At 63.3% G+C, this 21,307-nt stretch carries 21 protein-coding genes; 12 read left to right on the forward strand and 9 right to left on the reverse strand.

Features of this window, described 5'->3' with window-relative positions; translation table 11 throughout:
* The first annotated feature begins 32 nt into the window (after window positions 1-32).
* From ACR0DA_RS12000 to ACR0DA_RS12015, 4 genes are read left to right on the forward strand one after another with little or no spacing between them, the layout of a single operon-like run.
* Window positions 33-755: a competence/damage-inducible protein A gene (locus ACR0DA_RS12000; protein ID WP_170372881.1), complete on the forward strand. Its 723-nt coding sequence runs from the start codon at window positions 33-35 to the stop codon at window positions 753-755.
* On the forward strand, window positions 752-1,462 hold the full coding sequence (locus ACR0DA_RS12005) for a GNAT family N-acetyltransferase (protein WP_170600295.1): 711 nt from the start codon (window positions 752-754) through the stop codon (window positions 1,460-1,462). Before ACR0DA_RS12000 ends, ACR0DA_RS12005 begins: the two co-directional genes overlap by 4 nt.
* Before the next feature lie 12 nt (window positions 1,463-1,474).
* Complete coding sequence (locus ACR0DA_RS12010) at window positions 1,475-2,047, forward strand: peroxidase-related enzyme (RefSeq protein ID WP_170360556.1); 573 nt, start codon at window positions 1,475-1,477, stop codon at window positions 2,045-2,047.
* Window positions 2,044-2,943 (forward strand): OmpA family protein, encoded by a 900-nt coding sequence (locus ACR0DA_RS12015; RefSeq protein WP_170600293.1) that lies wholly within the window; start codon window positions 2,044-2,046, stop codon window positions 2,941-2,943. The genes ACR0DA_RS12010 and ACR0DA_RS12015 overlap by 4 nt, the downstream gene beginning before the upstream one ends.
* A 56-nt stretch (window positions 2,944-2,999) precedes the next feature.
* Here the strand turns inward: ACR0DA_RS12015 and ACR0DA_RS12020 are convergent, their stop codons facing one another.
* Entirely contained in the window at window positions 3,000-3,905 is a 906-nt protein-coding gene (locus ACR0DA_RS12020; protein WP_093964122.1) for a LysR family transcriptional regulator, read from the reverse strand.
* A 229-nt stretch (window positions 3,906-4,134) separates the two neighbouring features.
* Between ACR0DA_RS12020 and ACR0DA_RS12025 the strand changes: the two genes are divergently transcribed.
* Both ACR0DA_RS12025 and ACR0DA_RS12030 read left to right on the forward strand, forming a co-directional pair.
* Window positions 4,135-4,572: a DUF4399 domain-containing protein gene (locus ACR0DA_RS12025; RefSeq protein ID WP_170600291.1), complete on the forward strand. Its 438-nt coding sequence runs from the start codon at window positions 4,135-4,137 to the stop codon at window positions 4,570-4,572.
* 125 nt (window positions 4,573-4,697) lie between these two features.
* Window positions 4,698-5,630 carry a glycosyltransferase family 8 protein gene (locus tag ACR0DA_RS12030; RefSeq protein ID WP_170600290.1) on the forward strand — a complete coding sequence of 311 codons (933 nt, stop codon included), beginning with the start codon at window positions 4,698-4,700 and terminating at the stop codon, window positions 5,628-5,630.
* Window positions 5,631-5,737: 107 nt separating this feature from the next.
* Here the strand turns inward: ACR0DA_RS12030 and ACR0DA_RS12035 are convergent, their stop codons facing one another.
* Window positions 5,738-7,765 (reverse strand): FAD-dependent oxidoreductase, encoded by a 2,028-nt coding sequence (locus ACR0DA_RS12035; protein ID WP_480754174.1) that lies wholly within the window; start codon window positions 7,763-7,765, stop codon window positions 5,738-5,740.
* A gap of 135 nt (window positions 7,766-7,900) precedes the next feature.
* On the opposite strand from ACR0DA_RS12035, the gene ACR0DA_RS12040 reads away from it, so the two are divergent.
* Window positions 7,901-8,386: an RNA pyrophosphohydrolase gene (locus ACR0DA_RS12040; RefSeq protein WP_480754175.1), complete on the forward strand. Its 486-nt coding sequence runs from the start codon at window positions 7,901-7,903 to the stop codon at window positions 8,384-8,386.
* A 35-nt stretch (window positions 8,387-8,421) separates the two neighbouring features.
* On the opposite strand, the gene ACR0DA_RS12045 is transcribed toward ACR0DA_RS12040, so the two are convergent.
* Complete coding sequence (locus ACR0DA_RS12045; RefSeq protein WP_480754177.1) at window positions 8,422-9,120, reverse strand: glutathione S-transferase family protein; 699 nt, start codon at window positions 9,118-9,120, stop codon at window positions 8,422-8,424.
* A gap of 247 nt (window positions 9,121-9,367) precedes the next feature.
* Between ACR0DA_RS12045 and ACR0DA_RS12050 the strand changes: the two genes are divergently transcribed.
* The gene (locus ACR0DA_RS12050; protein WP_480754179.1) at window positions 9,368-10,633 is read left to right on the forward strand and encodes a SulP family inorganic anion transporter; all 1,266 of its coding nucleotides are present in this window, start codon (window positions 9,368-9,370) and stop codon (window positions 10,631-10,633) included.
* A 224-nt stretch (window positions 10,634-10,857) separates the two neighbouring features.
* On the opposite strand, the gene ACR0DA_RS12055 is transcribed toward ACR0DA_RS12050, so the two are convergent.
* Both ACR0DA_RS12055 and nth read right to left on the reverse strand, forming a co-directional pair.
* Window positions 10,858-11,847 carry an adenosine kinase gene (locus ACR0DA_RS12055; RefSeq protein ID WP_480754181.1) on the reverse strand — a complete coding sequence of 330 codons (990 nt, stop codon included), beginning with the start codon at window positions 11,845-11,847 and terminating at the stop codon, window positions 10,858-10,860.
* A complete protein-coding gene (nth, locus tag ACR0DA_RS12060) occupies window positions 11,844-12,488 on the reverse strand; it encodes an endonuclease III (protein ID WP_040633580.1) in 645 nt (214 codons plus the stop codon). The genes ACR0DA_RS12055 and nth overlap by 4 nt, the downstream gene beginning before the upstream one ends.
* A 132-nt stretch (window positions 12,489-12,620) precedes the next feature.
* On the opposite strand from nth, the gene ACR0DA_RS12065 reads away from it, so the two are divergent.
* Both ACR0DA_RS12065 and ACR0DA_RS12070 read left to right on the forward strand, forming a co-directional pair.
* Window positions 12,621-13,472: a bifunctional helix-turn-helix domain-containing protein/methylated-DNA--[protein]-cysteine S-methyltransferase gene (locus ACR0DA_RS12065; RefSeq protein ID WP_170459761.1), complete on the forward strand. Its 852-nt coding sequence runs from the start codon at window positions 12,621-12,623 to the stop codon at window positions 13,470-13,472.
* A 177-nt stretch (window positions 13,473-13,649) separates the two neighbouring features.
* On the forward strand, window positions 13,650-14,084 hold the full coding sequence (locus ACR0DA_RS12070; RefSeq protein ID WP_170341087.1) for a glyoxalase superfamily protein: 435 nt from the start codon (window positions 13,650-13,652) through the stop codon (window positions 14,082-14,084).
* 63 nt (window positions 14,085-14,147) lie between these two features.
* Here ACR0DA_RS12070 and ACR0DA_RS12075 read toward each other — a convergent pair whose 3' ends face one another.
* On the reverse strand, window positions 14,148-15,587 hold the full coding sequence (locus ACR0DA_RS12075; protein WP_480754183.1) for an aldehyde dehydrogenase family protein: 1,440 nt from the start codon (window positions 15,585-15,587) through the stop codon (window positions 14,148-14,150).
* 217 nt (window positions 15,588-15,804) lie between these two features.
* Here ACR0DA_RS12075 and ACR0DA_RS12080 point away from each other — a divergent pair, with 217 nt between their 5' ends.
* Entirely contained in the window at window positions 15,805-16,455 is a 651-nt protein-coding gene (locus tag ACR0DA_RS12080) for a peroxiredoxin (protein WP_093964131.1), read from the forward strand.
* Between the two features lie 53 nt (window positions 16,456-16,508).
* On the opposite strand, the gene ACR0DA_RS12085 is transcribed toward ACR0DA_RS12080, so the two are convergent.
* On the reverse strand, window positions 16,509-17,204 hold the full coding sequence (locus ACR0DA_RS12085; protein ID WP_170439133.1) for a type 1 glutamine amidotransferase domain-containing protein: 696 nt from the start codon (window positions 17,202-17,204) through the stop codon (window positions 16,509-16,511).
* Window positions 17,205-17,336: 132 nt separating this feature from the next.
* On the opposite strand from ACR0DA_RS12085, the gene ACR0DA_RS12090 reads away from it, so the two are divergent.
* On the forward strand, window positions 17,337-18,224 hold the full coding sequence (locus ACR0DA_RS12090) for a LysR family transcriptional regulator (RefSeq protein ID WP_170433823.1): 888 nt from the start codon (window positions 17,337-17,339) through the stop codon (window positions 18,222-18,224).
* On the opposite strand, the gene ACR0DA_RS12095 is transcribed toward ACR0DA_RS12090, so the two are convergent.
* A complete protein-coding gene (locus ACR0DA_RS12095; protein WP_254437585.1) occupies window positions 18,221-18,952 on the reverse strand; it encodes a glycosyltransferase family 25 protein in 732 nt (243 codons plus the stop codon). The genes ACR0DA_RS12090 and ACR0DA_RS12095 overlap by 4 nt on opposite strands.
* 92 nt (window positions 18,953-19,044) lie before the next feature.
* Entirely contained in the window at window positions 19,045-21,195 is a 2,151-nt protein-coding gene (gene pnp, locus ACR0DA_RS12100) for a polyribonucleotide nucleotidyltransferase (RefSeq protein WP_480754185.1), read from the reverse strand.
* Between the last annotated feature and the right edge of the window lie 112 nt (window positions 21,196-21,307).

The raw sequence follows: 21,307 nt of genomic DNA on the forward strand, positions 1-21,307 counted from the left end.
GCCGCAAAGGTCGATCAAGAGGAGAGCGTGCCATGCCCAACCCAACCGCTGCAATGCTGGTGATCGGGGATGAAATCCTGTCCGGCCGAACCCGCGACGCCAACATGCATTATCTGGCGCAGGAGCTGACCAAACACGGCATCGATCTGAAAGAGGTCCGCATCGTCAGCGACGAGGCACCGGCGATCGAGGCCGCCGTCACGGCGCTGTCGCAGGGCTATGACCATGTGTTCACCAGCGGGGGCATCGGCCCCACCCATGACGACATCACCGCCGATTGCATCGCCCGCGCGTTCGGGGCGCAAATCGATGTGCGAGACGATGCCCGCGCCCTGCTGCAGGCGCACTACGACCAATCGGGGCTGGAGCTGAACGAAGCGCGCCTGCGCATGGCGCGCATCCCTGACGGGGCAACGCTGATCGACAACCCGGTTTCCACCGCGCCAGGGTTCACACTGGGTAATGTCCATGTGATGGCCGGCGTCCCATTGGTGTTCCAGGCGATGGTGGCCAGTGTGCTGCCCACCCTGACCGGAGGAAAACCGCTGTTGTCGCAGACCTTGCGGGTCAACCGGGGAGAAGGCGACATCGCGGCGACCCTGGCCGCCGTGGCCGAGGAATTCAGCGACGTGTCGATCGGGTGTTACCCGTTCCAGATCAACGGCGTCTTCGGGGCCAACGTGGTTGTTCGGGGCACTGACGGGTCGCGTATCGATGCGGTCACGACGCGACTGGCCAAGGAGCTTGGCCTGTGACGGTAGACTGGGCGGCAGTGGTCGATGGCACCTGGCCCGCCGCACGGTATGAGCAATTGGGTCCGTTTCTGCTGCGCGAAGGGCAGGGCGGTGGATCACGCGTATCGGCGGCCAGCCGTACCGGCCCGGTCACAGCGACCGACATCGAGGCGGCCGAGGCGGTCATGCTTGCGATGGGCCAAAAGCGCATCTTCTGCCTGCGCCCCCACGACGCGGACCTGGACGAAATACTGGCGCAACGCGGATACGAGGTCCTGGATCCGGTCAACATCTATGCCTGCCCGGTCTCACAGCTGACGGACCAGCCGGTCCCGCCGGTCACGGTGTTCTGCCTGTGGGAGCCGTTGGCAATCATGCGCGAAATCTGGGCCCAAGGTGGCATCGGGCCTGCCCGGCTGGCCGTGATGGAACGGGCAACAGGTCCGAAAACCGGACTGTTGCTGCGTCACCGCGATCAACCGGCCGGCACCGCTTATGTCGCCATACATGATGGTATCGCCATGCTGCACGCGCTTGAGATCGTACCCGCCCACCGACGGCAGAGGCTGGGCCAATGGGCAATGCGCGCCGCGGCCTTTTGGGCGCTGGACAATGGCGCGCATACCCTTAGCGTGATCTGCACCAAGGCCAATACCGGCGCCAACGCGCTCTACCACTCTCTCGGGATGGAACACGTCGGAGAGTATCACTATCGCCAGCTGGTCTGAGAGGAGACAGACGTGACCGATCGAGACATGCCCACCGCGCTTGACCTGCCAATGGTGGATCCGCTGCCGCCCGAGACTCAGAAATACTTCGATATCTGCGTCGAGAAGCTGGGCATGGTCCCGAACGTACTGAAGGCAAACGCCTTTGACATCGACAAGCTGAACGCGTTCACCGGCATGTACAATGACCTGATGCTGGCGGACAGCGGGCTCAGCAAGTTGGAACGTGAGATGATCGCGGTCGTGGTCTCGTCGATCAATCGGTGCTTCTATTGCCTGGTGGCCCATGGTGCCGCCGTGCGTCAGCTGTCAGGTGATCCCAAGCTGGGTGAAATGCTGGTGATGAACTACCGTGTGGCGCCGCTGGATGCCCGCCAGCGCGCGATGTTGGACTTCGCCGCAAAGATGACCACCGCCAGCGCCGAGATCGAGGAACCGGACCGCCAGCGCCTGCGCGATGCGGGGTTCACTGACCGCGATATCTGGGACATCGCAAACGTTGCGGGCTTCTTCAACATGTCCAACCGGGTCGCCAGTGCCACGGCGATGGTGCCCAATGACGAGTATCACGCGCAGTTTCGATGACCCGATTTGCTGTCCTTCTTTTCTGTCTGATCGCGGGTCCTGTGGCGGCGCAGGACCTGTCGCTGCCGGCGAGTGCGCGACAAATCAGCCAGCGCGTCAGCCCCTTGGACAGCTACCAATTGCCGACCGGCCCGTTTGCAGACAACGCCGTTCCCGCGCGCACGGTCGAAGGCCGGATCGAGCGCACCACATGGCGGTTGCAGGCCGGTTCCAGCACGACGCTGCAGATCCTCGACCCGCTGCGGGATCAGCTCAAGGCGCAGGGTTTCGAGATCACTTTTGAATGTGAGGCCCGCACTTGCGGTGGGTTCGACTTCCGCTTTGGAACCGAGGTGGTGCCGACGCCCGACATGTATGTGGCAATCAATGACTATCGATTTCTGTCAGCCACTCGTGGAGCCGAAGCCCTGACCTTGCTGATCAGCCGAAACCAGCCCGACGGGTATGTGCAGATGATCCGCGTCACTCCGAAGGGTAAGACCCCACCGCCGCTGGTGGTCGAGGAAACGGTGATTGGCGGCGACGGGCTGGTTGCCAGCCTTGTACGGGATGGACACGTGATACTCGGCGATCTCAGCTTTGAGACGGGCGAGGTCGCCTTGGGGGCCGGGCCATTCGAGTCGCTGGGCCTGCTGGCTGGCTACCTGGCCGAGACCCCCGGCGCGCGGCTGGCGCTGGTTGGGCACACCGACGACACCGGCGACCTGCGGGCCAATATCGAGGTCAGCACGCGCCGCGCTCAGGCTGTCCGTGCGCGATTGATCGAGGCACATGGAGTGGCCGAAGACCGCGTGCAGGCGCAGGGCGTCGGCTACCTCGCCCCGATCGTTTCCAACGCCACCCCGGAAGGGCGCGAACAGAACCGCCGGGTCGAGGCTGTTCTGCTGTTGAACTGACCAAGAAAAAAAGCCCGCGCAACTTGCGCGGGCCGGTCAGTCTTCACTGGGAGGTCTTACCAATCCATCGGACCTTTTTCGGCAAAGGACTCGACAAGGAAATCAATGAACGCCCGCACCTTGGGCTGGGTGAACCGGCCCGGCGGGTACACCGCATAGACGCCCTGAACCTCGTCCGGCAACGATGGCATCGCGTCGACCACCTGGCCGGATTTCAGCGCGTCCGCGTAAAGATAGCTGGGCAGATAAGCGATTCCGAGGCCCGAGATCGCCGCATTCAACAGGGATTGTCCGTCGTTCACGCTCAGCCAACCGGCCGTGCGCACCTGCCTCTTTTCGCCCGAGGGCGCAGTCAACTTCCAGACGTTGCCCGAGGACTGGCTGGAGTAATGCAGCAGCTTGTGTTCGTTGAGGTCATCGATCTTTGCCGGGCGCCCGAACTTCTCGATATAGCTGGGGGCCGCAACCATGCGTTTGACCGTTTCGGTCAGCTTGCGCGCGCGCAGGGTGCTGTCTTCCAGTTCGCCGATACGCACGGCCACGTCGAACCCTTCGGAAATCAGTTCGACATAGCGATTGTTCAAGACCATGTTCACGGTGATGTCGGGATAGGCCGCCAGGAAACCCGAAAGAACGGGTGACAGGTGGTTCACCCCGAAATCAGTGGCCACACTGATGCGCAGCAGACCCGAAGGCGCCGATTGCATCGACGTCACCAGCGCGTCGGCTTCGCCTGCATCATTCAGCACGCGGCGTGCGCGGTCGTAATAGGCCAGCCCGATCTCGGTCGGCGACACGCGGCGCGTCGTGCGGTTCAGCAAACGCGCGCCCAAGCGGGCCTCCAAGCTCGACACGTGCTTTGACACGGCTGATTTGGAAATGCCCATCTTTTTGGCCGCGTCGGTGAAACCACCTTGGTCCACCACGTTGGCGAAGGCCTCCATTTCTGTCAGTCGGTCCATTCTCGTTCCCCAGGTCGTCTGTTCGTTGACCGACCATCGCCTCCAATCTGGGCGGAAACTGGGCAGACATGGGATAATATCAGGGTTTTGAATCGGATCGTTTGCGCTTCGGAAACGCGGAAACAGTGGTTTCCCGCCTGCATCCGCCCCCTGTTTGCGTGTTCTTTTCTGGTAATTTCTCGCAACGTGCTAAAGTCAGAATGGCATTTTTGTGACCAGGGAGGAGATCATGAAAGCCATTCTAGCAACTATTTTTTGCCTGTTTGCCCCCTTGGCCTGGGCCGGAGGGGAGACGCCTTCGAACCCCGAAGCCGAGGTCTATTTCGTCAACCTGTCGGACGGCGACACGGTAACTTCGCCGGTGACAGTGGTTTTTGGCCTCCGCGGTATGGGCGTTGCGCCAGCCGGAACCGAAAAGGAAAACACCGGCCATCACCATTTGCTGATCGACCGTCCCCCATTGGGTCAGGGTGAGGACGGGGCCGACGAACTGGCCTATGGACTGCCGGCTGATGACAACCACATGCATTTCGGTGGTGGTCAGACCGAAGTCACGTTGGAGCTTGCACCCGGGACGCACACGTTGCAACTGGTCCTGGGCGATGCGGGTCATGTGCCTCACGCGACGCCGATCGTTTCCGAGGTGATAACGATCACCGTGGAGTAACCCGTACCGACCAACCGCAGCGCCGGGACCAACCCGCCGACAGCGGCGGGACGGTTTCGGTTTGATTGCATGTGCTTGCCTCGCCTATACACGATCCCGATCAGGGGCGGAGCCATGGTATTTGAATGAACGTTGTTTTTGGGGTCGACCGGAACTTTCTGTATCCCGCATTGTTGTCGGCCTATTCCGTGGTCAAGAACGCCAGCCGGCCTGTTGACGTTACCATTTTCGGTCAGGATTTCACCGCGCAGGACATCGCAGCCGTCGACCAGTTGAACCGTGCGGTCGACAACGGCACGGTCCGCTACCGGGAGTTCCAGTCCGAGACGCTCGGCCGATTTTCAGAGTTCAAGACGAAATACCCGAAAATCACGCTGCTGCCGTTGTTTCTGCCCGAATTCTTTTCGGGCCGGTGTCTGTTCATCGACGCCGACACTCTTGTGCTGGGCGATGTCTGCGAGTTGCAGGAGCTCGACATGAATGGCCACGGGATCGGGGCCTGTGTCGACATGGGATTGGTCACGTTGGGCGAAGGCCGCTTTCTGCGCCCATCCCTGCAGAGTGTTCTGAGGCCGGGCCACGAACACCAAAAGTCGGTGACGCGTGTATTGCGCAGCATCCGGTTGGGCTTTCTGCCCGGCGAGAACTACTTCAACGCGGGCATCCTTCTGATGGATTGTGAAGCGATCCGGAATTCACCCGCAGGCAAGGAGCTGGGCGATTTCGACAAGCTGATCCCGCATATCCACGACCTGCCCGAGCAGGATCGGATGAACCAGATTTTCGCGGGCCAGTGGCTCAGACTCCCTCAGCAATGGAACACGCGGCCGCAGATTTGGTACGACGCGCACAGTCCGAAATTCCGGCATACCTCTGCCGAATTTCGAAACCAACTGAAACAGGCAAGCCAGAACCCGAAGATGTGGCACTATATCGGAGGCAAGAAGCCCTGGCGCGCGAAGCCGGCGTCACAGATCCTGCTGCGCCGCGCCTTTCGGGATTACCAGGAATACCTGGCACGGTTCGAAGGCGAGACAGGTCTGACTTTTTCCGTATAGGGCACGGAACTGTCTCAACGCTCTAAGAAGCCACCCGGGCATCGCTCGGGTGGCTTTCTTTTGTATGTGTGTTCTCGCCTTGGGGAAGTGGACGGAACGGGTCTTCCCTAAAGTGCAGCGGCCAGCCGCGTGCCCTGGTTGATCGCCCGCTTGGCATCCAGTTCCGCGGCCACATCCGCGCCGCCGATCACATGCGGGGTGATCCCGCGTTCGATCAGCGCATCGGCCAGCGACCGCTCGGGCACCTGTCCGGCGCACAGAACGATCGTGTCCGCCTTGATGACGGTCGGGTCGGCGCGCTCTTCTCCGAACGAGACATGCAGCCCCTCGTCGTCGATGCGCTCATAGTTCACGCCGCCCACGAAGTTCACGTCCTTCATCTTCAGCGTCGCGCGGTGGATCCAGCCGGTGGTCTTGCCCAGCCCCTTGCCATGCGCCTGCTTCTTGCGCTGCAGCAGCGTGACCTGCCGCTTGGGCACCTCGGGCTGCGGGCCTTCGGGCGCGAGGCCTGAGCGGTGCTGTTCGGGGTCGGCGACGCCCCATTCCTTCATCCACAAGGGCAGGTCTGTGGTGGGCGAATGGCCCTCCTCCAGCAGGTATTCCGACACGTCGAAGCCGATGCCGCCCGCGCCGATCACCGCCACCGATTTGCCCACCGGGGCCTTGTCGCGCAGCACATCGACATAGTTCACGACATTGTCGCGGTCCTCGCCGGGGATCTGCGGGTCGCGCGGGTTGACGCCGGTGGCGATCACCACCTCGTCGAACCCGGCTAGATCGTCGGCGCCGACCTCGCGGCCCAGTTCGAGTTTTACGCCCAGATCGTCCAGCATGGTGCGATACCAGTCTACCAGCCCCCAGAACTCTTCCTTGCCCGGCACCTGCTTGGCCATGTTCAGCTGGCCGCCGATCTCGTCGGCCTTGTCGAACACGGTCACGTCATGGCCGCGCTGGGCCGCCGTCATCGCCGTGGATAGACCCGCCGGACCCGCGCCCACGATGGCCACGCGCTTGGGCGCGGCGGCCTTTTCGATCACCAGCTCGGTCTCGTGGCAGGCGCGCGGGTTTACCAGGCAGGAGGTCAACTTGCCGCTGAAGGTGTGATCCAGACAGGCTTGGTTGCAGGCGATGCAGGGCGCGATCTTGGCTGACTCGCCAGCCATCGCCTTGGCCACGAAATCCGCATCCGCCAGCATCGGCCGCGCCAGCGAGACCATGTCGGCGCAGCCGGTCGACAGCACTTCTTCGGCCACTTCGGGCGTGTTGATCCGGTTCGAGGTGATGACCGGAATCCCCACCTTGCCCATCAGTTTCTTCGTCACCCAGGCAAAGGCCGCGCGCGGGACGCTGGTGGCGATTGTGGGAATCCGAGCCTCGTGCCAGCCGATGCCAGTGTTGATGATCGTCGCCCCGGCCTTCTCGACCGCTTGCGCCAGCTGCACCACCTCTTCATGGGTCGAGCCGTTGGGCACAAGGTCGATCATCGACAGGCGGTAGATGATGATGAAATCGGTGCCCACCGCCTCGCGGGTGCGGCGCACGATTTCCAGCGGCAGGCGCATCCGGTTCTCATACGACCCGCCCCAGCGGTCGGTGCGCTTGTTGGTATGGGTCACCAGGAACTGGTTGATGAAATATCCCTCGGACCCCATGATCTCGACCCCGTCATAGCCCGCCTTCTGGGCCAGCACGGCGGCGTTCACAATGTCGCTGATCTGCTTCTCGATGCCCTCTTCGTCCAACTCGTTGGGGGGGAAGGGCGAGATCGGCGATTTCACCGGGCTGGGCGCCACGCATTTCGGCCCATAGGCATAGCGGCCCGCATGCAGGATCTGCATGGCGATCTTGCCGCCCGCCTGATGCACCCGGTCGGTGACGACGGAATGATTGGCCACATCCTTGTCGCTGACCATCATCGCAGCCCCCGGCAGGACCGAGCCTTCTAGGTTCGGCCCGATGCCACCCGTCACCATCAGCGCCACGCCACCACGTGCGCGCGAGGCATAGAATTCGGCCACCCGGTTCCAGTCGCCGGTTTCCTCCAGCCCGGTATGCATCGAGCCCATCAGGACCCGGTTCTTCAACGTGGTAAAGCCCAGATCCAGCGGGGCCAGCAGGTTCGGGTACGCAGTCATCGTGAAACTCTCCCTCAATTCGGGGCCGACAATCGCGCCGCACCGCGCCGGTGTCACGCGAAACCTGACGTCACCCCCTTTGCCGCCGCTTTGCCAGTTGCTACAGCTTGGCCAACCACATCACGAGGCCCGCCCATGACCCCAGAACTGATCGCCAAACTGCCCTACCGCCCCTGCGTGGGCCTGATGCTGATGAACGATCAGGGCCAGATCTTCGTCGGCCAGCGCAACGACCGCTTCGAGGACGCCTGGCAGATGCCCCAGGGCGGCGTGGACGAGGGTGAATCTCCGCGCGCGGCGGCCCTGCGCGAATTGCAGGAGGAAATCGGCGTCACCCCCGACCTCGTGGAAATCGTGGCCGAGACCGACGGCTGGCTGCCCTACGACCTGCCGCATGACATCGTGCCCAAGATCTGGAAGGGCCGCTTTCGCGGGCAGCAGCAGAAATGGTTCCTGATGCGCTTTCTGGGGACCGACGACCAGATCGACATCGAGACCGACCACCCCGAGTTCACCCGCTGGAAATGGCAGGACCCCGAGCGCCTGATCGCCGAGATCGTGCCCTTCAAGCGCGAGGTCTACGAGCGCGTCATGGAGGCTTTTCGTGGGTATCTGCGCTAAATCGGGCCGCCGCAACTCCGTTCCGGCGTCCCGGCTCAGGCATTCTGTTTTGCATAGACAGGCGTACCGTCTGGCTCATAACCGATGACCCCCGGCTCCCACCACCAGATCGGGTTCGCCTTGAAACTGTCGCGCGCATCCAGCCGGTCGAGCAGCGCCGAAACCTTGCCGTAACGGTCCAGTTCCAGATCCACCCCAAGCGGCCGGGCCTGCACGAAACGCACATGGGCGGCGAGAAAGATGTCCTGCATCGACAGGTAGCCCGGCACGAATCCGTCCTCGCCGGTCAGCCGGTCCTCCAGCCATCCCAGGATGTGGCTCAGCTTCTCGGCCGACCGCTGCAGATGCGCGTTCTGGTCCACGCCCACCCCGGACCATTTCATTTGCGAGATGGTCGTGGCTGCGTTGCCGAAGGTCTGGATGGTCGAGAACACCAGCTTGTCCTGCCACTGCGCGTCTCCGGGCCGATAGGCAAAGGGCGCCAGCTTGGGCGCAGCCTCCGGCCTGTCCGGATAGGTCGCCAGCAGGTATTCGACGATGGTGCCGCTTTCCCACAGCACGAGATCGCCGTCCCAGAATGTCGGCACCTGCAATGTCGGAGTCGCCTGCGCGCGTTGCTGGGCGCTGGGCGTGGTGATCTCCTCTCGCCTTTCGATATCCAGCGAAAGTTCGTCCAGAACGATCCTGACCGCCCGTGCAAATGGCGATCCCGTCGTGAACAGCAGCGCTCTCATGACAGCCTCCCATTTTTTGGTGCCGAAAGCATAGCGACGTTCGGGCCAAGCCCGCCAGAAAAATCGGTGGGCCGCCTGCCTGAACGCCACAGTCAACAAACACACTGTTTCGCGGGTGGTTCCCGGGTGGACCGCGCGCATCGACTGCGCACACTTGCCACACTTGACCCGGTGCATAAATCGGCGCAAATCTGGCGCGTTTCCCGGGCCGCGCAGCAGTAGCGGCCTTTTGCGGATGGTGGATTTCATGCGCCAGCCAAAGATTCTGACGACGCTCAAAACCTATGACATGGCTCAGTTCACGGCGGATCTGATCGCCGGGATCTCGGTTGCCATGGTGGCTCTGCCGCTGAGCCTGGCCATTGCCATCGCCTCGGGCGCGGACCCGGCGCAAGGGTTGGTCACGGCCATCGTCGCCGGGTTCGTCATTTCGGCGCTGGGGGGCAGCCGGGTCCAGATCGGTGGGCCGACCGGCGCCTTCATCGTGGTGGTTTTTGGCGTGATTGCCGAACACGGATATTACGGGTTGGTCATGGCCACCTTCATGGCAGGGTTCATCCTGCTGATCGCGGGCCATTTCCGGGCCGGGCGATTGATCTCATTCGTGCCCGAGGCCGTCGTCAACGGCTTTACCATCGGCATCGCCGTTATCATCGCCACCAGCCAGATCAAGGATTTCTTCGGCCTGTCGATTCAAAACCTGCCCGCCGAATTTCTTGAGAAAGTACCTGCGCTATGGGACGCGCGCGATACGCTGAACCTGCCGGCCACGGGAACCGCCCTGCTGGCGGCCGTTCTGATCGTTGCCCTGCGCCGGATCGCGCCGCGTTTTCCGGGGCTGATCATCGCGGTCGGCGTTGCCTCGGCGCTGGTCGCGCTGATGGGGCTGGGGGTCGACACGATCCATTCGCGGTTCGGTGATCTGCCCTCGACCCTGCCTGCGCCCCAGCTGCCCGACCTGTCGCTGTCGCGCTTTGTCGAGCTGTTCCCTTCGGCGGTCGTGATCGCCTTTCTGGCCGGAGTGGAATCGCTGCTGTCGGCCATGGTCGCCGACCGGATGATCGGCGGGCAGCACAGGCCCAACGCGGAATTGACGGCCCAGGGCGCGGCCAACATCGCCTCGGCCCTGTTCGGAGGGCTGCCGGCCACCGGGGCAATCGCGCGCACGGCGACGAACATCAAGGCGGGCGGCAAGACGCCGGTTGCGGGCATCATCCACGCGCTGACGATCCTGCTGATCATGCTGGTTGCGGCCCCGGCGGCGGGCTATCTGGCCATGCCGGCATTGGCCGCGCTGCTGATGATCACCGCCTGGAACATGAGTGAGCCGCACAAATGGGGTGAATATGCCCGCGCGCGCCCCAGCGATCGGGCGCTGCTGGTTCTGACCATGCTGCTGACCGTCTTCATCGACCTGACCGTGGCCATCGGTGTCGGCGTGGCCATCGGGCTTGCCCTGCGGCTTAGCCGGCGCGAGTCGGTCCAGACGGACTGGACCCCGCCAGATCGGTGAGGAACTCACGCGCCCTCAACTGAACAGGTTGAACTGGCTGGCGTCCACCGGCGCTATATGGCCGGTTGCTGAATTTTGGTGTGCAAAGCACAGCGAACCTGTGCGTGGTGCCGGAGAACACCCAAACTACGCCCAAGCTCATCCGCTGGATTCGGCGGGACCCCGACGGCTTGATTGCCGAGATCCTGCCCTTTAGGCGGTAGCCTTTGAGCGGGTGCCCCCGCTCAAACCAACCCTTCGTCCCGCAGCAGTTCCAGCATGTTCGCCTCGGGGCGCGGGCCGATATGGCTGATTACTTCTCTGGCGCAGACGTTGCCGATGCGGGCGCAGGTCTCCATGTCGCGGCACGTCGCCATGCCGAACAGGAATCCGGCGGCGAACTGGTCGCCCGCGCCGGTAGCGTCCACCGGCACAACCTTCTCGACCGGCACGTCGATGCGAATGCCGTCATGCAGAACCGTCACCCCGTCGCCCGAGCGGGTGCAGACCACCAGCGGGCAGATCGCAGCCGTGCGCCGCAGCGCCTCTTCCAGGTCGTCGGTCTCGAACAGCGATTTGATCTCGGCCTCGTTGCCGATCACGAAATCCAGCTCGTGTTCGATCAGCAGCAGGAAATCGGTGCGGTGACGCTCGACGCAGAACGGGTCGGAGATAGCGATGCCGGTCTTGCCGCCGCCGTTGCGACAGTCGCGCGCGGCCTCCAGGAAGGCGGTCTTGCCCTTCTCCTTGTCGAACAGATACCCCTCGAGGAACATGATCTGGCTGTTGCCCGCCACCTCGGCCGGCACGTCGGCCGAGGACAGTTCCGAGGAAATCCCCAGATAGGTGTTCATCGACCGTTCGCCATCGGGCGAGACGAAGATCATCGAGCGCGAGGTCGGCAGTTCGCCCCCCGGCACGGGCGGGTTTACGAAATCCACGCCGTCCTCGTTCATCGCATCGGCATAGAACCGGCCCAGTGCATCATCATGCACCCGCCCGATGAAGGCCGCGTCCAGACCCAGCGCTCCTGCGCCCGCGATGGTGTTGGCCACCGACCCGCCCGGCGTCTGCACCCGGTTTTCCATGGCCGCATACAGCACCTCGCCGCGTTCCCGTTCGATCAGCTGCATGATGCCCTTCTCGATCCCCATCATCTCGAGAAAGCTGTCGTCGGCCTGAGAGATGACGTCCACAACGGCGTTGCCGATGCCGGTCAGGTGATAGGTTTTCATAGGGTCTTGTCCTCGAATTGGCACAGGTCGCGGATCAGGCAGGTGCCGCATTGCGGCTTGCGCGCCTTGCAGTGGTACCGGCCGTGCAGGATCAGCCAGTGATGGGCGTGAAGCTGAAAGTCCACGGGAATATTGTCTTCGATGGCGCGTTCCACGGCGTCCACGTCCTTGCCGGGGCAGATGCCAGTGCGGTTGCCGACGCGAAAGATATGGGTGTCCACCGCCTGCGCCGGGTATCGCCACCACATGTTCAGCACCACGTTCGCGGTCTTGCGCCCGACGCCCGGCAGCGACTGCAGTGCGGCGCGCGAGTTGGGCACCTCGCCGCCGTATTCCTCGACCAGGATGCGCGACATCTTGATGACGTTCTTGGCCTTCTGGCGGAACAGGCCGATGGTCTTGATGTGTTCGATCAGCCCCTCTTCGCCGAGGTCGAGCATCTTCTGCGGCGTGTCCGCGATCTTGAACAGCGCGCGGGTGGCCTTGTTGACGCCCGCATCGGTCGCCTGCGCCGACAGCGCCACGGCGACGACAAGCGTGTACACGTTCACGTGCTCAAGCTCGCCCTTGGGTTCGGGGTCGGCCTGCTGGAACCGGGTAAAGATCTCGCGGATCGTGTGATAATCAAGCTGCTTTGCCATCCGGGCCTTAATGCCGCCCGCGGTGCCGGGTGACAAGCCCAAAGCCCGCTGCACCGCCAATGCGCAAGTTTCGGGTCGCACGGTCGGGCCCGGCGCGGCTAGGATGGGACAAGCCACAGCAAGGTGAATGCCATGAACGTCCAGACATCCGAATCCGGGTACCACTACAACGTGATGCGGCGCGCGATCGATCTGATCGACCAGGGCGGTGAGTCGCTGTCGCTGGAAGAACTGGCCCGCCAGATGGACATGAGCCCCGCCCATTTCCAGCGCCTGTTCTCGCGCTGGACGGGCGTGTCGCCGAAACGCTACCAGCAATATTTGACGCTCGGCCATGCCAAGGCGCTGCTGCGCGAGCGGTTCACCACGCTGGAGACCGCGCACAGCGTCGGTCTGTCCGGCAGCGGTCGCCTGCACGACCTGTTCCTGAAATGGGAGGCGATGAGCCCCGGCGAATATGCCCGCAAGGGGGCCGGGCTGACCATCTATTGGGGCTGGTTCGAAAGCCCCTTTGGCCCGGCGCTGGTGATGGGCACGGCCAAGGGCATCTGCGGCATGGCCTTTGCCGCCGAGACCGGCGAAGAGGTCGCGATGCAGGACATGCTGTCGCGCTGGCCCCTGGCGGAATACGTCGAGGATCCGATGCGCCTGCGCCCGTGGGTCCTGTCGGCATTTGGCGCGGCCAGCGACCGGCTGGAGCCTACGCCGTTGTACCTGATCGGCTCACCCTTGCAGATCAAGGTGTGGGAGGCGCTGATGCAGATCCCCTCGGGCCAGGTGACGACCTATTCCCAGATCGCGCAGGCCGTGGGCACGCCGCAGGCGGTGCGGGCAGTGGGCACGGCGGTGGGCCGCAACCCGGTCAGTTGGCTGATCCCCTGCCACCGCGCGCTGCGCAAATCGGGGGGCCTGGGCGGCTATCACTGGGGGTTGCCCGTCAAACGCGCCATGCTGGCCTACGAGGCGGCGCAGGCCGATGCCTGATTGACTTGGGGTCTCGCGCCTGCCAAAAGGCGCGCAGGTTCGGGTCTCCTGCCGCTCGCGGCCCTTTGGCTTTGGTGAAACCCGGTTCAAACCACATCTGTTGCCCTTTCCCGGCGCGCGGATGGCAAGGCGAGCCCCGTCCAATACTCGCGCCCGTTTCTGGAAACGAGGCAAGACATGACACAGATCCGAACCATCGCCCCCGTGGGCGAGCTGAAAGTGCAGGCCAAACGCCTGCGCGAGAAACTGCGTGGCGCCGGCGTGGCCCTGAGCCATGCGCAATCGCTTGAGATGATCGCCCATCAGCACGGCGCGCGCGACTGGAACACGTTGCACGCGATGGCCGGAAACCGGCTGCACCTGAAGGTCGGAGACCGCGTGCGGGGCACCTATCTGGGCCAGCCCTTCACCGGGGAAATCCGCGGCCTGACGATGCTGGGCGACGGCGCGCAGCGGCGGATCACGCTGCAGTTCGACACCCCGGTCGACGTGGTGACCTTTGACAGCTTCTCGGCCTTTCGCCAGCGCGTCAGCGGTCAGATCGGCTGGGACGGTCGGTCAGCTCGCCATACGTCGAACGGCGAGCCACAACTGGTGGTGCGTCCGGCCTGACGCAAACGGGGCAAGGTGCCTGTCCGCGCCTTGCCCCACATTTTGTGCGTTCCCGTGCGGGGGTTATTCCGGGGTCCAGCCGCTGACGGCCTTGACCTCCAAAAAGTCCTCCAGCCCCCAGACACCGCCTTCACGCCCGTTGCCGGACTGTTTCATGCCGCCAAAGGGCGAACCGGCAGCGCGCGATTGGCCGTTCATCTCGACCATGCCCGACCGCAGGCGCCGCGCCATGCGGTTGGCGCGGGCGCCGTCCTGCGTCTGAACATAGTTGGTCAGGCCATATGGCGTGTCATTGGCGATCTCGATGGCCTCTTCCTCGGTATCGAAGGGGATCATCGTCAGGACCGGGCCAAAGATCTCCTCGCGCGCGATGGTCATCTGGTTGTTGGCGTCGGCAAACACGGTGGGGCGCACGAAATAGCCTTTGTTGAACCCTTCGGGGCGACCGGGACCGCCGGCGACCAGGCGCGCACCCTCGTCGATGCCTTTCTGGATCAGGGCCTGGATCTTGGTCCATTGCAGCTCGTTCACGACGGGGCCGATATGGCGGCCTTCCTGCATCGCCGGGCCCACGGTGACCTTGCCCGCCACCTCGGCCGCGGTTTCCACGGCTTGATCATAGATCGGGCGCTGCACCAGCATCCGGCTGGGCGCGTTGCAGCTCTGGCCGGTGTTGTTCATCATGTGCAATACGCCACGCTTGACAGCCTTGTCATCGGCATCGGCAAAGATCACGTTGGCGCCTTTGCCGCCCAGTTCCAGATGCACCTTCTTGAGCGTGTCGGCGGCGTTCTTGGAAATCGCCGTGCCCGCACGGGTCGAGCCGGTGAAGCTGACCATGTCGACGTCCGGATGCCCCGACAGTTGCGAGCCCACGCCCACGCCGTCGCCGTTCACCAGGTTGAAGACACCCGGCGGGAAGCCCGCCTCGTGCATCATCTCGGCAAAGATCATCGCGTTCAGCGGGCTCTGCTCGGACGGTTTCAGAATCATGGTGCAGCCCGCGATGGCCGCCGCGCCCACCTTGAGCGTGATCTGGTTCATCGGCCAGTTCCACGGGGTGATCAGCGCGGCAACGCCGACCGCCTCGTAGATGATCCGATCATTGGGGGCGTGGTCGCCCAGGGGGCGCTCGAACTGGAAATTCTTGGCTGCTCGAATGAAATTCTTCAGGTGCCATATCCCGGCGCCCACCTGCTGGGTGCGCGACATGTCGATCGGTGCGCCCATCTCCATCGACATCGCCTGCGCGAGGTCTTCGGCACGGGTGGGGTAAGTCTCGATCAGCTTTTCCACCAGCGCGATGCGCTCTTCGACCGGCGTGGCCATCCAGCCCGGCAGCGCCGCCTTGGCCGCCGCCACGGCCGCGTCGGTATCGGCCTGACCGCCCAGAGAAATCACCGTGCAGGGCTCCTCGGTCGAGGGGTCGATCACATGGAAATCATTGGCTTGGCTGGGGGCGACCCACTGGCCGTTGATGTAAAAGTCGCGTTTCTCGATCATGGCGTGTCCTCTTGATCCGCATTCATTCGACCGCGCGGTCGGTTTTCCCGGGCACTCTGTCACTGCGGCCCCCTTGGGGCAAGGCAATTCTGGAAATTTGATCAAATTATTGATCGCACGTTTTTTACCCCTGTGCCACATCAATGGTTTAACCTGAGGGCAAAGTGATTAGGTTTGCACCAACCGACTCGGGTTTTCACAGGAAAGGAGATGCATCATGGGTTTGCGCATCAACGATACCGTCCCCAATTTCACCGCTGAAACGGACCAGGGCACCATCCAGTTCCACGACTGGATCGGCGACAGCTGGGCGATCCTCTTCTCGCACCCCAAGGATTTCACTCCGGTCTGCACCACCGAGTTTTCGGCCGTGGCGCAGTTGAACGACGAATGGGCCAAGCGCAACACCAAGGTGATCGGTGTTTCGGTCGATGGGGTCGAGGACCACAAGAAGTGGAAGAAAGACATCGAGGCCTATGGCAAGGCCAACCCCGGCTTTCCGATCATCGCCGATGACGGACTGGCAGTGTCCAAGGCCTTCGACATGCTGCCCGCCGAGGCATATCTGCCCGACGGCCGAACCCCGGCGGACAGCGCCACGGTGCGCTCGGTCTTCATCATCGGGCCGGACAAGCAGTTGAAACTGTCGATGACCTATCCGATGACCGTGGGCCGGAATTTCGCCGAAATTCTGCGCGCGCTGGACGGCCTGCAGATGAGCGCCAAGGGCGTGGCCACTCCGGCCAACTGGGTGCCGGGCGAAGACGTGATCATCCCGCCGTCGGTTTCGAATGACGAAGCCAAGGAGAAGTTCGGCGAGTTCGAGACGATCTTCCCCTATCTGCGCAAGACCAAGGCGCCGAGCTGACATCAAAAGGGGCGGGGCACATCATGTCCCGCCCCGTACCGCATTGAACGTCCTCAGGCCTCAAGCGCCTCAAGCACTTTCCTTGCAACCGCAGCGGACGACGCCGGGTTCTGCCCGGTAATCAGTTTGCCGTCCTGCACGGCATGCGGTTGGAACGGCTCCACCTTGCTGAACTGCGCACCCCTGTCTTTCATCGTATCCTCGACCAGCAAGGGCACGATTTCGGTCAGGCCGACGGCGTCTTCTTCTTCATTCGTGAAGCCGGTGACGGTACGACCCTTGACCAAGGGCGACCCGTCCGCGGCCTTGGCGTTCGCCAGAACGATCGGGGCGTGACACACGGCGCTGACCGGTTTCCCCGCTGACCAGAACGTCTCGATCAGATCAATCGATTTCTCATCCGACACAAGGTCCCACAGCGGCCCGTGCCCACCGGGATAGAAGATCGCGTCATAGTCGTGGGCGTTCACCTCGGACAGTTTGACCGTGTTGGCCAATGCCGCCATCGCTTCGGGGTCGGCCTCGAACCGGCGGGTGTCGTCGGTCTGGCTGTCGGGTGCGCTGCTTTTGGGGTCCAGCGGCGGCTGGCCACCTTTGGGCGAGGCCATTGTCAATTCGGCCCCGGCATCCTTGAACACGTAATACGGAGCGGCCAGCTCCTCGAGCCAGAACCCGGTCTTTTCTCCGGTGTCGCCCAGCTGGTCATGCGATGTCAGGACGACCAGAATTTTCTTTGCAGTCGAAGCCATGTGTTTTCTCCTAGTTCGGCCGGTTCACCCGGCCCGTGTCTTGTGTGACGGGATATATGGCTGTTGCCGCTTGTTGATTAGTGCCGGATTTGGCAAAGCATTATTGCTGACAGGTAATAATGAGGCTGCGAGATGGCGCTGTGGGACGGGCTGGAAGAATTCCTGATGGTGGTCGAGGCGGGGGGCTTCACTGCTGCGGCCCGGCGGCTTGGGGTTTCGGCCAGTCATGTCTCGCGTCAGGTCGCCCGGCTTGAGGATCGTTTGGGCGTCAAGCTTTTGGCGCGTTCGACCCGCGTGGTGCGCCTGACCGACGCCGGACGCGACTATCACGCGCGGGTGGCCGGGCTTGTGGCGGGTCTGGAAGAGGCGAACCAGTCGGCGGCAGGGGATCGGGCCCAGATCGCAGGGCGCATTCGCGTTTCGGCCGCCGGGCCGTTTGCTGAACAGTTCGTGGCGCCCGCTTTGGCGCGGTTCGCAAGCCTGCACCCAAAGCTCTCGGTCACCATCGACTTCAATTCGCGCCTTCTGAACCTGACCGAGGAAGGCTTCGACTTTGCCATCCGCTATGGCACGCTGACCGAAAGCGGGCTGATCGCGCGACGTCTGGCAACCCGACGGATGGTCTGCGTGGCCGCGCGCGGCTATCTCGACCGGCACGGAAGGCCGACCCATCCGGCCGACCTGCGGCATCATCAGTGCCTGGTCACCAACAATGACCGGTGGGTGTTCCGCGACCCCGGCTCGGGCGATCCGATCGAGGTTCGGGTGCATGGCCGGTGGCAGGCAAACAACCCGCACGCCATCCTTTCAGCCGCGCGGCAGGGTCTGGGGGTCATGTACGCGCCCGAGATTTTTCTGGGCGCGAAGCGCCCCCCTGAGCTGGAGCCGATACTGCAGGGGTACGAAGATCCAAGCCGCGCGAGTTGGATCGTCTATCCTGAACGGCGTCATCTGCCGCTGCGGGTGCGCCGGGCGATGGATTTCTTGGTCGAGGAACTGGGCGATGCGGTGCCCGACTAGGCGGGGCGCTGCGGATGCAGGTGCAGTTGCGCGCGATAGGCGGCGCGCTTGAACTCGCGGGTCAGCTTATCGGTCAACGGCGGTTTCGTCTGGATCGTCGAGCCGCCGATTTCACCGGCCACTTCCTGGTTGCCGCTGCCCAACAGCGCGTGGACGGACTGGCCCGTGATCCAGTGCATCTGCAGAAAGGTGTCCACCGGGCGGTCAATGCGGTCGGTGGCCGCCAGCAGACGTTCCGCCGCCTTCCGGCCCACCACCTGGCAGACGCATTGCAGTCCGATGACCTTGGGCAGGATCAGACGAAGGCCGTCATGCTCAGCGAGGGTCTGGGCTGCGGTTTCGCGCTGCTTGACCGGGATGCGGATATAGTGGTCAGGGGTCGCGATCGGGCGTAGCAGATCCAGCGCCGCCGACATCCGGTCAGGATCGACGCGCAGGTCATCCTCGGCGGTGATTGCCAGGTCGATCCCTTCGTCGACCATCTTGCGCCAGATCCGGCGGTGGCTTTCGAAGACGCCGATCTCGGCCGGGCGCAGAGTGAACGGGTAGCGTGGGCGATGCAGGTTGCCCGGGTGCAGCGTGACCCCAGCAATCTGCGCCGGATCGCGCCCGTTGACCGCTTCGATCAGTTCGGCATTGGGCAGGTCGGCGCAGAGCTGCTCGGCATTGGGTCGGCGCGCGGTGCTGGAGGACATATGGATGACGAAGGATCGCATGGTGTCGTGCATAGAACAGGGGCGCCGCCCGGGAAAGGCCTCGGTAAAACAAAAAAGACCCCGGCCGGAACCGGGGTCTTGGATCAAGCAAGGGGCAGGGTGGATTATTCCGCGCCTTCCTCTTTCTTTTCTTTCTTCTCGGGCACGATCTCTTCGCCGGTTTCCTGATCGACGCATTTCATCGACAGGCGGACCTTGCCGCGATCGTCGAAGCCCAGAAGTTTGACCTTCACTTCCTGGCCTTCCTTCAGAACGTCCGAAGGGTGGTTCAGGCGACGGTTTTCGATCTGAGACACGTGGACCAGACCGTCACGCTTGCCGAAGAAGTTCACGAAGGCGCCGAAATCGACGATTTTCACGACCTTGCCGGTATAGATCTGACCTTCTTCCGGCTCAGCCACGATCGAGTGGATCATCTCGTAGGCTTTCTTGATCGACTCACCATCGGGCGATGCGATCTTGATGATGCCGTCATCGTTGATGTCGACCTTGGCGCCGCTGGTTTCCACGATCTCGCGGATCACCTTGCCGCCCGAGCCGATCACTTCGCGGATCTTGTCGGTCGGGATCTGCATGGTCTCGATGCGCGGTGCGTGGATCGAGAACTCGGCAGTCTCGCTCAGCGCCTTGCTCATCTCGTTCAGGATGTGCAGACGGCCGTCCTTGGCCTGAGCCAGGGCTTTCTCCATGATCTCGGGCGTGATGCCCGCGACCTTGATGTCCATCTGCAGCGAGGTGATGCCGTTTTCGGTACCCGCAACCTTGAAGTCCATGTCGCCCAGGTGGTCTTCGTCACCCAGGATGTCGGTCAGAACGGCATAGTCGCCGTCGTCTTCCAGGATCAGACCCATGGCCACACCGGCCACCGGAGCCTTGAGCGGAACGCCCGCATCCATCATCGACAGCGAACCGCCGCAGACCGATGCCATCGAGGACGAGCCGTTCGACTCGGTGATCTCGGACACCACGCGGATGGTGTAGGGGAAATCGGTCGGAGCCGGCAGAACCGCCTGCAGGGCGCGCCATGCCAGTTTGCCGTGGCCGATTTCGCGGCGACCGGGCGAACCAACGCGGCCCACTTCGCCGACCGAGTAGGGCGGGAAGTTATAGTGCAGCAGGAAGTTCGATTTGAAGTTGCCGTGCAGCGCGTCGATGAACTGCTCGTCGTCACCGGTGCCCAGCGTGGTCACGGCCAGCGCCTGGGTTTCACCCCGGGTGAACAGGGCCGAACCATGGGTCCGCGGCAGCAGGCCGGTTTCGGCCACGATCGGGCGCACGTCGGTGGTCGAACGACCGTCGATCCGCTTGCCGCCCTTCACCACGTCGCCGCGCAGGATGCTGGCTTCGAGCTTTTTCATCGCCGAACCCAGGTTCGAGTCCTCAAGCTGCTCTTCGGTCAGAGCGGCCTTGATGGCCTCGCGCGCGGCAGCGACGGCTGCGGTGCGCTCTTGCTTGTCGGTGATTGCGAATGCGGCACGCATCTGCTCTTCACCGGCAGCTTTCACGGCAGCGTACAGCTCCGAGTAGTCAGGGGCTTCGAAGGCAAAGGGCTCTTTCGCGGCGTCTTCGGCCAGCGAGATGATCAGGTCGATCACCGGCTGGATCTGTTCGTGCGCGAAGGTCACGGCGCCCAGCATCTCGGCTTCGGTCAGCTCGTAGGCTTCCGACTCCACCATCATCACGGCGTCTTTGGTGCCGGCCACAACCAGATCCAGACGCTGTTCAGAGTTCAGGCGCAGGTCCTGCATGTCGTCCACGGTCGGGTTCAGGACGTACTCGCCATCCACGAAACCAACGCGGGCACCGGCGATCGGGCCGCGGAAGGGCGCGCCCGAGATGGTCAGGGCCGCCGATGCGGCGATCATCGCCACGATGTCGGGGTCGTTGACCAGATCGTGGCTCAGTACGGTGCACATCACCAGAACTTCGTTCTTGAACCCGTCAACGAACAGCGGACGGATCGGACGGTCGATCAGGCGCGCGGTCAGCGTCTCTTTCTCGGTCGGACGGGCCTCGCGCTTGAAGAAGCCACCCGGCACCTTGCCGGCGGCATAGTATTTTTCCTGATAGTGCACGGTCAGCGGGAAAAAGTCCTGACCGGGCTTCTGTTCCCGGGCAAAGGTCACGTTGGCCATGACGCTGGTCTCGCCCAGCGTGGCAATCACGCTGCCGTCAGCCTGACGGGCAACCTTGCCGGTTTCCAGTGTGAGCGTTTCCTCGCCCCACTGCATCGATTTCTTCGTTACATCAAACATATGCGTATCCTAGATGGGAGCACTCCCGCCCCTGCGGGTCTCCCGTTTTGCGTGGCGGCCCCATTGCCGCCGACCCCAATTTATCTTCCATTCGAGTGCCGGGGTCAGGGCA

The organism is Ruegeria sp. CI8, from assembly GCF_056536865.1.

Bases quoted from the DNA above. Each gene is read 5' to 3' on its own strand.
- ACR0DA_RS12000 (WP_170372881.1), top strand. From the start codon at position 33: ATGCCCAACCCAACCGCTGCAATGCTGGTGATCGGGGATGAAATCCTG.
- ACR0DA_RS12015 (WP_170600293.1), top strand. From the start codon at position 2,044: ATGACCCGATTTGCTGTCCTTCTTTTCTGTCTGATCGCGGGTCCTGTG.
- ACR0DA_RS12020 (WP_093964122.1), bottom strand. From the start codon at position 3,905: ATGGACCGACTGACAGAAATGGAGGCCTTCGCCAACGTGGTGGACCAA.
- ACR0DA_RS12025 (WP_170600291.1), top strand. From the start codon at position 4,135: ATGAAAGCCATTCTAGCAACTATTTTTTGCCTGTTTGCCCCCTTGGCC.
- ACR0DA_RS12030 (WP_170600290.1), top strand. From the start codon at position 4,698: ATGAACGTTGTTTTTGGGGTCGACCGGAACTTTCTGTATCCCGCATTG.
- ACR0DA_RS12035 (WP_480754174.1), bottom strand. From the start codon at position 7,765: ATGACTGCGTACCCGAACCTGCTGGCCCCGCTGGATCTGGGCTTTACC.
- ACR0DA_RS12040 (WP_480754175.1), top strand. From the start codon at position 7,901: ATGACCCCAGAACTGATCGCCAAACTGCCCTACCGCCCCTGCGTGGGC.
- ACR0DA_RS12045 (WP_480754177.1), bottom strand. From the start codon at position 9,120: ATGAGAGCGCTGCTGTTCACGACGGGATCGCCATTTGCACGGGCGGTC.
- ACR0DA_RS12050 (WP_480754179.1), top strand. From the start codon at position 9,368: ATGCGCCAGCCAAAGATTCTGACGACGCTCAAAACCTATGACATGGCT.
- ACR0DA_RS12055 (WP_480754181.1), bottom strand. From the start codon at position 11,847: ATGAAAACCTATCACCTGACCGGCATCGGCAACGCCGTTGTGGACGTC.
- nth (WP_040633580.1), bottom strand. From the start codon at position 12,488: ATGGCAAAGCAGCTTGATTATCACACGATCCGCGAGATCTTTACCCGG.
- ACR0DA_RS12065 (WP_170459761.1), top strand. From the start codon at position 12,621: ATGAACGTCCAGACATCCGAATCCGGGTACCACTACAACGTGATGCGG.
- ACR0DA_RS12070 (WP_170341087.1), top strand. From the start codon at position 13,650: ATGACACAGATCCGAACCATCGCCCCCGTGGGCGAGCTGAAAGTGCAG.
- ACR0DA_RS12075 (WP_480754183.1), bottom strand. From the start codon at position 15,587: ATGATCGAGAAACGCGACTTTTACATCAACGGCCAGTGGGTCGCCCCC.
- ACR0DA_RS12080 (WP_093964131.1), top strand. From the start codon at position 15,805: ATGGGTTTGCGCATCAACGATACCGTCCCCAATTTCACCGCTGAAACG.
- ACR0DA_RS12085 (WP_170439133.1), bottom strand. From the start codon at position 17,204: ATGGCTTCGACTGCAAAGAAAATTCTGGTCGTCCTGACATCGCATGAC.
- ACR0DA_RS12090 (WP_170433823.1), top strand. From the start codon at position 17,337: ATGGCGCTGTGGGACGGGCTGGAAGAATTCCTGATGGTGGTCGAGGCG.
- ACR0DA_RS12095 (WP_254437585.1), bottom strand. From the start codon at position 18,952: ATGCACGACACCATGCGATCCTTCGTCATCCATATGTCCTCCAGCACC.
- pnp (WP_480754185.1), bottom strand. From the start codon at position 21,195: ATGTTTGATGTAACGAAGAAATCGATGCAGTGGGGCGAGGAAACGCTC.